11 protein-coding genes are annotated in these 12747 nt (G+C 59.9%); 6 read left to right on the forward strand and 5 right to left on the reverse strand.

The window, feature by feature from the left end; all coding sequences use genetic code 11:
* Positions 1–46 precede the first annotated feature (46 nt).
* From M0D69_RS20485 to M0D69_RS20500, 4 genes are all read left to right on the forward strand, one after another.
* Entirely contained in the window at positions 47–1021 is a 975-nt protein-coding gene (locus M0D69_RS20485; RefSeq protein WP_301783774.1) for a substrate-binding domain-containing protein, read from the forward strand.
* Between the two features lie 95 nt (positions 1022–1116).
* A complete protein-coding gene (locus M0D69_RS20490; protein ID WP_301783775.1) occupies positions 1117–2118 on the forward strand; it encodes an ABC transporter permease in 1002 nt (333 codons plus the stop codon).
* A 34-nt stretch (positions 2119–2152) separates the two neighbouring features.
* On the forward strand, positions 2153–3100 hold the full coding sequence (locus tag M0D69_RS20495) for a sugar-binding protein (protein WP_301783776.1): 948 nt from the start codon (positions 2153–2155) through the stop codon (positions 3098–3100).
* A 66-nt stretch (positions 3101–3166) separates the two neighbouring features.
* Complete coding sequence (locus tag M0D69_RS20500) at positions 3167–4684, forward strand: sugar ABC transporter ATP-binding protein (protein ID WP_301783777.1); 1518 nt, start codon at positions 3167–3169, stop codon at positions 4682–4684.
* On the opposite strand, the gene M0D69_RS20505 is transcribed toward M0D69_RS20500, so the two are convergent.
* Together M0D69_RS20505 and M0D69_RS20510 are read right to left on the reverse strand one after the other, a co-directional pair.
* A complete protein-coding gene (locus M0D69_RS20505) occupies positions 4681–6078 on the reverse strand; it encodes a sensor domain-containing diguanylate cyclase (protein WP_301783778.1) in 1398 nt (465 codons plus the stop codon). The two genes, M0D69_RS20500 and M0D69_RS20505, sit on opposite strands and share 4 nt — an antisense overlap.
* 612 nt (positions 6079–6690) lie before the next feature.
* The gene (locus tag M0D69_RS20510) at positions 6691–6942 is read right to left on the reverse strand and encodes a hypothetical protein (protein WP_301783779.1); all 252 of its coding nucleotides are present in this window, start codon (positions 6940–6942) and stop codon (positions 6691–6693) included.
* Between the two features lie 104 nt (positions 6943–7046).
* Here M0D69_RS20510 and M0D69_RS20515 point away from each other — a divergent pair, with 104 nt between their 5' ends.
* Together M0D69_RS20515 and M0D69_RS20520 are read left to right on the forward strand one after the other, a co-directional pair.
* On the forward strand, positions 7047–8495 hold the full coding sequence (locus M0D69_RS20515) for an APC family permease (RefSeq protein ID WP_301783780.1): 1449 nt from the start codon (positions 7047–7049) through the stop codon (positions 8493–8495).
* Positions 8496–10313 carry a bifunctional protein-serine/threonine kinase/phosphatase gene (locus tag M0D69_RS20520; protein ID WP_301783781.1) on the forward strand — a complete coding sequence of 606 codons (1818 nt, stop codon included), beginning with the start codon at positions 8496–8498 and terminating at the stop codon, positions 10311–10313. It abuts the gene before it with no gap.
* Positions 10314–10458: 145 nt separating this feature from the next.
* Here the strand turns inward: M0D69_RS20520 and M0D69_RS20525 are convergent, their stop codons facing one another.
* From M0D69_RS20525 to M0D69_RS20535, 3 genes are all read right to left on the reverse strand, one after another.
* Positions 10459–11250, reverse strand: coding sequence for a molybdopterin-dependent oxidoreductase (locus tag M0D69_RS20525; RefSeq protein ID WP_301783782.1), 792 nt, complete (start codon positions 11248–11250; stop codon positions 10459–10461).
* Positions 11251–11252: 2 nt separating this feature from the next.
* Positions 11253–11846, reverse strand: a complete 594-nt coding sequence (locus tag M0D69_RS20530) for a cytochrome b/b6 domain-containing protein (protein WP_301783783.1) — start codon at positions 11844–11846, stop codon at positions 11253–11255.
* 74 nt (positions 11847–11920) lie between these two features.
* The gene (locus tag M0D69_RS20535; protein WP_301783784.1) at positions 11921–12694 is read right to left on the reverse strand and encodes an alpha/beta fold hydrolase; all 774 of its coding nucleotides are present in this window, start codon (positions 12692–12694) and stop codon (positions 11921–11923) included.
* Positions 12695–12747: the final 53 nt, after the last annotated feature.

A 12747-nucleotide genomic window follows, 5' to 3' on the forward strand; every position in this document is an offset into this window, starting at 1 on the left:
GTCGGAGTTGGTCAGGCGCATGTCAAATCTACTAGGGGACGAACACATGAAAGTAGTTCTACAAACCACTTTGCTAGTTGCCAGCGCCGCTCTCGCGTCTGGTGCGTGGGCTGCCGGCAAGCCGCTTGCCAAGGAATGCGGGCCCAACAACGATTACGTCATCGGCTTCAGCCAGGCGAACTTCAAGGAGCCGTACCGCGAGCACGTCAACCACGAGCTCGAACGCCTCGTGAAGAATTATCCGAAATTCAAGCTGGTCATCGCCGACGGACAGGCGACCGTGAACACGCAGGTGTCGCAGGTCGAGAATTTCATGACGCAACGCGTCGACCTGCTGATGATTTCACCCTTCGAGGCCGCGCCGCTCACACCCTCCGTATCGGCTGCTTACAAGGCGGGCGTTCCGGTGATCGAACTTGATCGCAAGACGAGTGGAGACAATTACACGGCCTTCGTGGGTGGCGATAACCGGGCGATCGCCAGGGAAGCGGGCGAGTGGGCCGCCAAGACGCTGCTGCCCAACGGAGGCGAGGCGGCCATTCTCGAGGGTTTGCCGAGTTCGTCGCCTGCCATCGAACGTCTTGAAGGATTCAAGGAAGGTATCGCCAGCAATCCCAAAATCAAGCTCGTGGCTGTGCAGCCAGTCGACTGGATGGAAGACCAGGCGGTGACCGTATTTTCCACCATGCTGCAAGCCCACCCGGACATCAAGCTTGTCTATACCAGCAATGATCTTGCTGCGGCAGGCGCGTACATCGCGGCCAAGCAGGCCGGGAAAGCTGACCAGGTGAAGATCATCGGCACGGATGGCCTGCCGGGACCGTCCGGCGGCATACGAGCGGTCGCGGACGGCCAATGGGCCGCAACGTTTACTTACCCGACCGGCGCCGCCCAGGCACTTGAACTCGCCAAGAAAATCCTGATCGACTGCGCAACCGAAGTTCCCCGCAATATCCTGGTGCCCACGCAACGCATCGACCAGGCCAATGCGAAGTCGCTGTACGGCAAGGAGAAGTTCTAGGACTTCCATACCCGCATGGAGCGTGAAGCAAGGAGAGTCCTGCGACTGGACCTCCTGGCGACATTGGCACACGAGGCATACGAGGCGCATACGAGATGCACAAGCCCACTGAGGCAACAACAAGCGTGAAGCGCCGGGCTGGGCTCGGCGCACGTCTCCTGCGATCACGGGAGACAGGCATCATCGGCGCGCTCCTGATCATGATCCTAGCACTGTCGATCTTCGCGCCCAACTTCGCGAGCATCGATAACCTCCTCAACGACACGCGCAACCTCGCGTTCGTCGGGATTGTCGTCCTGGGCCAGGCTGCGGTCATGATCACCGGGGGGATCGACCTGTCGGTCGGCAGTGTCTGGGGCCTGGCTGCCGTCGCCTCGGCCGCCATGATGCACGCAGGCCTGGGCGTCGTTCCGGCGTGCGTGCTCACGCTCCTGATCGCGGCGTCCGTGGGCCTGTTCAACGGCTTTTGCGTGACCAAGCTGCGCATGCTGCCCTTCGTGCCGACGCTCGCGACCATGAGCATCGCGCGTGCGCTCGCTCTGATCATCACCCGCGGCAAGGCCATTGACGGTTTCCGGCCGGACGGCGATGCGTTCTTCGCGCTTGGCGGCGGCGATGTCCTGGGCCTGCCTACTCCGTTCGTGATCTTCGTGGTCCTGTCGATTATTGCCGGCGTTGTGCTCAAACGCAGCGTCTATGGCCGCCAGCTGTACGCGGTCGGCGGCAACGAGCGGGCCGCCATGCTGACCGGCCTCGATGTCGACCGGCTGAAGATCAGCGTCTATGTGATGTCGTCGGTGCTGGCCGGTCTCGCCGGCATCATTGAGGTTAGCTACCTGTCCTCCGCGATTTCCAACCAGGGCTTGGGCAAGGAGCTCAGCGTCATCGCGGCAGCGGTCATTGGCGGCACCGCCCTCAGCGGCGGCGAGGGCACCGTGATCGGCGTCTTCGTCGGCACCGTGATCCTCGAAGTGCTTCGTAACGGACTCATCCTGCTTGGAACCGACGCCTACTGGCAAGGAGTCTTCGTCGGTTCTGTCATCGTCTTTGCCGTCTTTATCGACCAGCTCAGAAAGGGCGTCTGGCGACGCCGGTGAGTGATTTACCCATAACAACCCTTTGGAGGAAACAATGACACGCATATTGCTCGGCGCCGTAGCCGCCGCTGTTTTAGGGCTTGGGATCGCAGGACAAACCCAGGCCGCCGATAAAAAGGTCTTCGCCGTGGTGCCGAAAGCGCTCGGCGTACCGTTCTACGCCGATGCCGAAAAAGGCTGCAAGGAAGAGGCGGCCAAGATCGGTGCGGAATGCCTCTTCACTGGACCTGCCCAGCTCGACGACGCTGAACAGGCTCGCATTGTGCGCGACCTGATCACGAGGAAGGTCGCGGGGATCGCTATTGCACCGAACAATCCTGATTCGATCAGCGGTGTGATCAGCGCGGCGATGGCCAAGAACATTCCGGTCGTTACCTTCGACTCAGACGCACCGAAATCGAAACGTGTTGCCTTTATCGGCACCAATAATGAAGGGGGCGGCATGTCGGCAGGCGAGGCGTTCGCCAAGGCGCTGCCGAATGGCGGGAACTACGCCGTGATCACCGGCGGGTTGTCGGCGGCGAACCTCAACGACCGCATCAAGGGCTTCAAGTCGAAGCTCGGCGGTAACTTCAAGGAAGTATCCGGTTCTCCTTTCCCTTGCAATGACGATTCCAGTACGGCTGTGCAGTTGATCCAGGACATTCTTGCCAAGAATCCGAATATCGACGGCATTTTCTTCGCCGGAGGCTGGCCGATGTTCGCACCGGAAGCTTATACGCGAGCGCTGAAAAACAAGGTGGCGGATCTCAAGGCAGGTAAGTTCGTAGTTGTGTCGTTCGATACCTTGCCGACACAGATCAAGCTCTTGAAGGAAGGTTATGCGACCACGCTTGTCGGTCAGCGGCCGACAAGAATGGGCTCGGACTCGGTCGAGCAACTGGAGAAACTGACCAAGGGCGAAAAGGTGCCGCCGGTCACAGACACAGGCGTGGACATTGTGGATTCATCGAACGTCGACAAGTTTACGGCTGGGAAGTAATGAACTGCGCGGGATGGCCTCAGCGCGCTGGCCGTCCCGCCTCTTTTAGCGCTAATGAGTGCCGCCATGACCGTGCTGTTGAGCGTCGAACATATTTCAAAGAGCTATCCGGGCGTAAAGGCATTGCAGGACGTGTCCTTTGCGGTAGAGGCTGGGACCGTGCATGCGGTCATGGGTGAGAACGGCGCCGGCAAGTCGACCCTGATGCAGGTGATTGCAGGCGCCCATCCGCCGACGTCGGGACGACTGGTGTTCGACGGCCTGGAACTAAAGCTCTCCGGCACGAAGGACGCTGCCCGCCAAGGTATTTCGATCGTTTTCCAGGAGCTGATGCTTGCGCCGAACATGACCGTTGCCGAGAATATTTTCCTTGGCGCGGAGCCACGCATGGCGCGAGTGCTGGTCGACCGCGGGGCTTTGATTGCGAAGGCCAGGGCGGCCATGGAGCGCTTGGGCATCGCGCTGGATCCCGACACGCGGCTCGGAGACCTGACAATCGCGCAGCAGCAGCTTATCGAGATCTGCAAAGCGCTGATACACGAACCGCGCCTGCTCATTCTGGACGAACCCACATCCAGTCTGTCGGAGGCCGACTCCTTGACGCTGTTCAAGGTGGTCCATGACCTGAGGGCTCGAGGCGTAACGATCCTCTACATCTCGCATCGCATGCGCGAGGTGTTCGACAACTGCGATGCCGTTACCGTATTGCGCGACGGCAAGCATGTCCGTACCACCCGGCTCGCCGACACGTCGCCTGAAGAGGTGGTGCGCCTGATGGTGGGCCGTGATCTTGCCGAAGTGCGGCGTATCCGGCCCGAGAACACGGAGCAACCGATTGTTCTATCGGTGCAGGGCCTAAGCGACGGCAAACGCTACCAGGACGTCTCCTTCTCGTTGCGACGCGGCGAGATCGTTGGTCTGGCGGGGCTGGTCGGCGCCGGCCGCTCCGAGGTCGCGATGGGCATCTTCGGTGCGCCGCCGCCAACGGCTGGAACCATTGAGATGGAGGGCAAGCCCGTCAACGTCGCGAAGCCGCGCGACGCCATGAAGCTGGGGATCGGACTGGTCCCCGAAGACCGCAAAGACCAGGGTCTTGTACTCGGGATGGCGGTTGGCAGCAACCTGTCCCTCGCGGCGCTGGGTCTCGGCCGGATTTCGAACGCGGGCTTCATCAGGCCGGGCGAGGAATCCCGAATGATCGAAGGCTATGTAGAGCGGTTCCAGATCAAGACGCCGACGGTCGAGCAACTGGTCGGCCTGCTGAGTGGCGGCAATCAGCAGAAGGTGGTTCTTGCGAAATGGCTTGCTTCGAAGCCGCGCGTGCTTATCGTCGATGAACCGACGCGTGGCGTGGATGTCGGAACGAAAGCCGAGATCTATGCGCTCATGCGCGAGCTTGCCCGCGATGGCCTTGCCATTCTGGTGATATCGAGTGACTTGCCGGAGGTGCTGACGATCTCGGACCGCATTCTCGTCATGCGTGCGGGCCGTCTAGCGGGGGAAATCAGTTTCGATGACGCCTCGGAGGAACGTATCATGTCGCTTGCCGCTCTTGAGCATGCCGACCCGGCTCAGCTTGACTAGGCGGTCAAAACCGCTTCTTCGACCCGGCCGCGCCCCGCAGCCTTTGCCAGATAGAGTGCGTGATCGGCAGCCTTTGTCAGATCCGTCATCTCAACGCCGGTTTCGATGATCCGGCTGGCGACGCCGACACTGATTGTGACGCTGGGCATGGGTGGCGAACCGGCATTGGGAATCGCAAGTGCGGCCACCGCATCGCACATTCGTTGGCCGACGTGAACTGCCGACTCCGCGTCGGTTTCCGGCAGCAGAGCCACGAACTCTTCGCCACCGTAGCGTGCAACCAGATCGCTTCCGCGCCGCACCGTCCGCGCGAGGCATTCGGCAACGAGCACGAGGCACCGGTCGCCTTCGACGTGGCCGTAGCGGTCGTTGAAACGTTTGAAGAAGTCAATGTCGATCATCAGCAATGACAGCGTCGATCGGTCTTTGACGCCGCGTTGCCAGTGCGCTGTCAGCGCGGCGTCAAAGGCGCGACGATTGGCGACACCCGTCAGCGGATCTGTCGTGGCGAGCCGTTTCAGCTCGTCAAGTGCTGCAGCAAGTCGCGAATGAAGAAAAGTATTTTCGACCAGCAGCAACAGAAGGACGAAGCTGGCTGCGCACATGCCGTAGAAACGTCCGATATAGAACCCGAGATCGTAGCGCCCTCCGTTGAACACGGCACTCAGTGCAACGTCACAAATCCAGACGCACAACACGACCATGAGCCACAGATCGATCGTCGATCGCCATCGTTGCCGGTACAGCACTGCAAAGGCGAGGAGACAGAATCCCCAGGTTGATCCCGCCACCCATCGCATAGTCGGCGTGTAGTGGTTGTTCAGTATGATTTCAGGCAGCAGGCGTTCTCCCGCTGTGGCGAGGCCAACCATCCCCGCTGCGAGGCAAAGCACAGTGCCGACGACGAACACCAGCCCGCCTGATCCGACGGTGTTGCCCATCGTCCTGCTCTGTTTCTTGTCTTTGAGCAGCGCATAGGCGATGACGAAGAGCGGAAACCCGGCGTGCCAGAACATGTATATCCAGGCCGTGCTTTGCGGTCCCGCATTCAAGAGTCCTGTTGGCGAGAATAACCCCGGAAAACTCAACATGTGGAGAAGAGCGATCGCCGATGTGTACAGATAGCCGCTTGCCAAGGCGCCGAGTGCCCGCGAACGCGCGATCACGCACTGGCCGAACAGAAGGACAGAGGTGATCAGATCGTTAAGGATGAGCGCCGACTCATATACCGGGATAAATGCGGGCACTTGAGGCAGCGGCATTTTCGCGAACGGCGCGGCAACGACAAAGACGAGCATCGACAGGAGCGCAACGGCTGCGGGAAGCAGGCGCGTACCCCGGTTTACAGGATGCGAGCGCGGCGAATCGGCTTGCTCATCGATGAGTTCAGACATCAAGCTTTGTTCCGCCGCCATTGCTCACCAGGTTCGATCGTGTCATGAGTGGATCAACCGCACAGTCTGTGCCTTGCAGCGTCAGGCCTTCGCCCTGAACCGGGCAAGATGTCAACTATGAAAGGTCTAAATCACCGGTGCAAGCGTCGAGTTGTAGGGGCTTGATGAAAATGCTGTAAGGGAATCCTGAGTTCGGCTCTGGTGTAAGCATCGGAAATAATCGAAGAAGCTGATTTTGATAGGATGGCTTATCGAACTATCGCACTTGTTTTGGCTGGATGAAATTAACAGTAATGATTTTGTCAGGATTGTCTAGCTCGGTTTAGAGATCCATCGACCGCTTGAAACTACTTTAATGGCAAGTGTCAAGCGCGGTCCTATAAGCGTTGCTTTTAACGCTGCATAAGCTCACACCCCGTTCTTGTGCACAGTCGCACCAGCCTCAATGAAGACGTGCACCGCAGTCAAGCCAATGAGCCCTTCAGCCTGAATTCCGACAAAGGCTCGCTGCGCGCAAAGCGTTTATTGAAAGGAATTTTTGATTCCCGGCATGAACATGGCACAAACGTTGCCTTGGCTTACCCGTTGGTCGTAACCGGAAACAGCGAGAGATCAGTCAGCACTCGACTCCGGATACAACAGGATCGACAGGAATCGAATGAGCGTCTTGATCAGACGCTCAGGGCCGTGCGGTATCTCACCCTGGAAAGTGAAGCGTGTCGCCAGATTGCTGCTGGCGGGTCGCGCGCAAATGGTTTCACTTGGGGAAACTTTATTGCTTGTCAATAAAATTCCCGCTTGATTGAAGACGAGCTTGAAGTGCGCTGCAACCGGGTTCAGAAGCGTGCTGCATAGCTTGGTCACATGCGTTGCGGGTAGTTTTTAAACCACGATGGATGTTGTTGCAGGGAGTGGCGAGGAACCTGGGCGCATTCAACTTTGATTCACCAATCCATAAGGAGCCCAACATGAGCACGCAGCAAAGCACTCCGCAAAGCAGCACGCAAGCAGCGCCGGCATCATCCGGCGGCCTGCGTTCCGGTACTTTAGGTTTTGCCGAGGTGATCGGCCAATCCATCGCGAACGTTTCTCCGACCTTCACGCCGTCGATCAACGTGACCGCGATCGCGGCGCTGGCCGGCGCGGGGACCTGGTTGATTTATGGTCTTTCGACGCTCGGGCTGCTGCTGGTGAGCATGAGCATTATTGCGCTCTCGAGCCGGATCGCATCGGCTGGTTCGTTCTTTATCTATATCTCGCGCGCGCTCGGGCCGATGGCCGGCGGCATTGCCGGCTGGGGCTTGATCGCGGCCTACGTGGGCACAGCGATGGGGGTTGGCGCCGCAGGCGTGATGTTCGTGCAGAACGCTTTTTCGGCCTGGGGCATCAATATCCCGTCGTGGGCGGTCTACACGATCTTTGTCGGCTTGGCCTGGTTCTTCTCGGCACGTGACGTAAAACTCTCCTCGCGCCTGTCGCTGGCGATCGAAGCCGCTTCGGTGGTGATCGTGGGTGGTGTGCTGATCTATGTGCTCGCGCTGCATCCGGACCATATCGTCGACCATACGCAGCTGGGGCTGCAGGGCGTGAGCGGCAAGGGCATGGCGCAGGGCATGGTGCTCGGCATCTTCTCGTACGTGGGTTTCGAAAGCGCGGCCTCCCTCGGCCAGGAAACCAAGAATCCGCTGCGCGTGATTCCGCGTGCGGTGGTCTGGAGCGTGATCCTGTCGGGCCTGTTCTTCATGTTCGTGGCCTATTCGATGACGATCGCCTACCACGACGACGCAGCCAAGCTCGGCGCCGATTCGGCTGTGCTCAGCACCTTGCTCACGAGCGTCGGCGCCTCGCCGCTCGGCCCGGTGTTTTATCTCATTGCCTCGGTCAGCGCGTTCTCGTGCGTGCTTGCCTGCATCAACTCTTCCAGCCGCCTGCTGTATTCGATGGGCCGCTACCAGTTCGTGCATCGCTCGATGGGTATGGTGCACCGCACGCACCGGACGCCGTACCTGGCCGTCGCGTTTTCCTCGATCGTGACCTTCGTGGTGTGCATTGCGATGCTCGGCACGGGTCCGCTCAACACCTTCGGCTATACCAGCACGTTCGCGACCTTCGGCTTCCTGGTCACGTATTTCCTGGTCGCGATCGCGGCGCCGATCTACCTGAAGAAGCAGGGCGAGCTCAAGACGATCAACGTGGTGTGGGGCGTGCTCGGCGCACTGGCCATGGTCGGTGCGGTGATAGGCAGCGTGTATCCGGTGCCGGATTATCCGTATAACATCCTGCCTTATCTGTTCGTTGCGTATATGCTGGTTGGAACAATCTGGTTGTTGATGCTCAAGAAGCGCTCGCCGCAGGTGCTCGAGAAGATCGAGCATGATCTGGAAACAAGCGACGTGATGACCCATGGCAAAAAGTAAATGACTGAACCCTTCTCCCTGGATAGCTTGCCCGTACCCGACACGGTCCGGATGCCAGACGATCCAGAGGGAAGGCCCCCTAGCCGTCGCGGAATGGGCGGCCAGGAAATCGACCTGCAGTTGCGGCCGGAGCGCGGCGAGTGCGCCGCCCTCGAGATCGGTTGTGTCTCTTGTCCTGCACGCGTGCGTGGGCAGGATCACATCAACGAAGACTACGTCGGCGTGATGCTCGGCGATCTGGCGGCGCGCGCCGCGCGTGGCAGTGTGATCGCCCTGGCCGATGGCGTGAGCGGCAGCAAAGGCGGGCGGGTTGCGGCCGAACTCTCGGTGCGGACCTTTATCGATGCCTATTACGGACTCCCCGACACCTTGCAGCCCGGCGTGGCCGCTGCGCGTGCGCTCGAGGCAATACACGGCTGGCTGCATCAGATCGGCCGCGTCGATCCCGCACTGAAGCAGATGGCCGCGTCCTTTGCGGCGCTGATCGTGCGCCGCGCTACCGCGTATCTGGTGGCAGCCGGCGACGTGCGGCTCTATCTGCTGCGTGATGGCCAACTGACCCAGCTCGGCGAAGACGACGTGATGCCGGTCGCCTTCGGTTCTTATGTGGCGCATGCGGTCGGCATGCATCCGACGCTGGTGACTCGCATCGAAACCCTTGAGCTGCACGAGGGCGACCGCCTGCTGATGTGTTCTGACGGGCTCTATCGCCGCGTGCCGATGCGCGAGTTGCAGACGGTGTTGGCGGCGCGCGGAGGTGCGCTTGAAATTGCACGCCGGCTCGACGCGCTGGCGGTGACGCGGGGCTCGCAGGACGACGTGACGAGTGCGGTGATCGACGTGGGCAGCCTGCCTTTGGTCGATATCGGTTATCTGGAGCGGGTGGTCGGCGCCTTGCCAATTCCGGCGGTGCCCGACGCCGGCCATGTTGTCGATGGATATCTGCTCAAGAGTGTGTTGAGCGATGGCTTCTATTCGCGGATCTTCTCCGGCTACGATCTGGCCGATCCGAACACGCCGCTGGCGCTCAAGTTTCCCAAGCCGCGTGTCTCGGAGGACGAGAACGTGCGTCAGTCGATCGTGCGCGAGCGCTGGCTGGCCGGCAAGATCGGCGACGATGGTGTGCTCATGCCGATGCCGGTCGATGCCGACCGGCAGACCCGGCTCTATGTGGTAATGCCGCTCGGCGCAGGCGTTACGCTCGAAAAACTGCTGGCGGCACCGCAGCCTATGGCGCTACCGCGTGCGCTCGAGATCGCGCGACAGCTGGGTCGTTCGATCGATGCGTTGAATCGCCGCAATATCTTCCATCGTGATATCAAACCCGAGAACGTGCTGGTGATGCGGGGCGACAGCACACGCCTGCTCGATCTCGGTTTCGGTTATATGCCTGGCATGCAGTTGCCGGGCCCCGACGCAGCACCCGGTTCGCCCGCTTATATGGCGCCTGAATTGATGAAAGGCGAGCAAGGCGATGCGCGCTCCGAGGTGTTCGCGTATGGCGTGACCCTGTACCGGCTGTTCAGCGGCGGCAAGCTGCCCTACGGCTTTAATGGCCGCGTGCCGCTCTATCAGTATCGGCTCGACGCGCCGCAATGGCTCGACCTGGTGCTGGAGAAAGCGCTGCAGCCCGATCCGGCGCGCAGATATCAGGACGTGCTCGAAGTCTGCGCTGATCTCGAACGTTTTTCGAGCGGTCGAGACGCGATGGCGCCGGTTCGGCGCAAGCCCTTGCTCGAGAGCGATCCGGTGCTGTTCTGGCAGTTGGTCGCGGTGCTGTTGCTGGCGCTGCTATTCTGGTCCTTGATGCGGCATTGAGCGGAAAAGGCGGGATAAGTGCCGAGCGAGACGTGCGGTTGTTTCTCGCCCATTGAACTCATTGATTTATAAATATATCTATCAGAAGGTTGTCGACTCGATGCCTTCAAGAGAGTCAACGACGCAACCGGCGAGCTGGCGTGGTTCAGGAGCCACCGAACCAGTTGTAGCCCTGGTTCTCCCAGTAACCACCGGGGTATTCGTTCGTCACGCTGATTGCCACGATATGCTTCGGATTCTTGTAGCCGAGCTTGGTGGGCATGCGCAGCTTCATTGGGAAGCCGTATTTCGGTGGCAACACCTGGCCGTCGTAGGTCAGCGTAAGCAGCGTCTGTGCATGCAGTGCAGTGGGCATGTCAATACTGGTCCAGTAGTTGTCCGCACAGTGCAGCGACACGTACTTCGCCGTGGTGTCCGCGTCCGCACGCTTCAGGAAATCGGAGAAGCGCACGCCTCCCCATCGGCCGATCGCACTCCATCCTTCGATGCAGATATGACGCGTGATCTGCCTTTCCTGCGGCATTGCGCGCAGTTCGTCGAGCGTCCAGACACGTTTGCCATTCGCGAGGCCTCTCACCTGGAGCCGGTAGCTAGCGGCGTCGACTTCGGGCACATCGTCGACACCGTAGAACGCGTTGAACGGAAACGGCCGCGTGATCATCGACTCCGGATAGGTCGGTGCCATCTCGTTCGGATTGAACAGCAGGGCTTGCACGTGGTCGTTGAACGATGACATTCTGCGCAGCATGGTGTTCACCGACTTGTCGTTGGACAAATCGCAGCCCGACAGCATCGCTACGCCGCCGAGCGTGAGGACTTGCTTGCCAAGCAGCCGGCGCGCCGGATTTTTCAGCTCGCGGCGCGCATCCTTGATGATGGATTCAGCGTGAGATGAGAGAAACGTATCGGGCTCCTGAGTCCTTTTTCGAAAAGTCATGCTTACCGTCCGCGAATCATCAGAAGCAGCGAGCGCGGCACCAGTGCGACCATGACGACGTGCACGACGAAGAATCCAACCAGCACGCTCATTGCAAAAAAATGCACGACGCGCGCGTTGTCGTAGCCGCCCATCAGCGTGCGCAGCAGCGGGAACTGCACCGATTTCCATATCGCCAGTCCCGACAGGATCACAACGACGATATCGACGATGACGGTCAGATAGGCGAATTTCTGTACCGCGTTGTAGCGTGTGAGGTCCTCATGCCCGAGTGTGCCACGCCGCGCGGCGACGAGATCGGTTGCAAGTGACTTGAAGCTGATCGGCAGCAGCTTGCGGCGCAGACGTCCGGTAGCAAAGTTCAGCCCGATATAGACCACGAAATTCGCCACCAGCAGCCACATGACTGCAAAGTGCCACAGCAGCGCGCCTCCGAGCCAGCCGCCCAATGTGATGACGGAAGGGAACCGCAACGCTGGAAAGATCGGCGAGGCGTCGTAGACCTGCCAGCCGCTCATCACCATCAGTACGACAGCGAGCGCGTTAATCCAGTGTGTGATGCGGACCCAGGCGGGTTGAATCGCTACGTGGCTCAAAGCGGCCTCGTGATTGATGAGGTTACCTATTGTCGGAAACGTCAAACCGGCAGCTTGCTCGGAAGAACAATCGCTTACTGGTCAGACTGCTGTGCCGCCTGTTCGATCAGTGCAGCGACTTCCCGCGGATGGGATTCAAACACCGCGTGGCTTGCGCCATTGATCTCGACCGTTTTTGCGTGAGCGCGCGCTGCATACATGCGCTGGAGGTCCGGACTGATTATCTTGTCGGCCTTCGCGACCATGTACCAGCTCGGCTTTGTCTTCCATGCCGGATCGGAAACCTGTGCCGAGAACTCGGACGCCGCAAGCGGTATCTGTGCATTCGCTTCGAACTCGGCCTGCGCACGAGGCAGGTCGGGTGCGAACTGGGACGGATAGTCGGCCGGTTTCAGATGAACAAAATTATCCGAACTTCCCACGATGGATACGGGGCCGCCCGGAAACTTCTTGCCGTTATCCGCCATGGTTTCACCAGCGTCGAGCGCATGAGCGGTGATGTAGACCAGCGACTTCACATGATCGTCGTTCCCGGCTTCACTGATGATCGCGCCAGCATAGCTGTGGCCGACGAGTACGCACGGACCGTCGAGGCTCGTGAGCACGCGTTTCGTGGCAGTCACGTCGTCGTTGAACGACGTCAGGGGTTGTTGCACCAGCGTCACGTGGTAGCCATCCTTAGTCAGAATGTTGTAGACGGGACGCCAGCCTGCGGCATCGGCGAATGCACCGTGTACCACCACGATGTTCTTCACAGGCGCGGCAAAAGCAGGCGGAGCAGCAGTGGTAAGCAGGCACAGCGTAGCCGCGGCTTGCGCCGCTACAGATCGTAACGCGGGAAAACGCATGGTGAATCCTTGAATTAACAAAAATCACGCAATAGTCGGTTAGGATTATTGAA

It is taken from the genome of Caballeronia sp. SEWSISQ10-4 2, from assembly GCF_030464885.1.
In the GTDB taxonomy this organism is placed as follows: domain Bacteria; phylum Pseudomonadota; class Gammaproteobacteria; order Burkholderiales; family Burkholderiaceae; genus Caballeronia.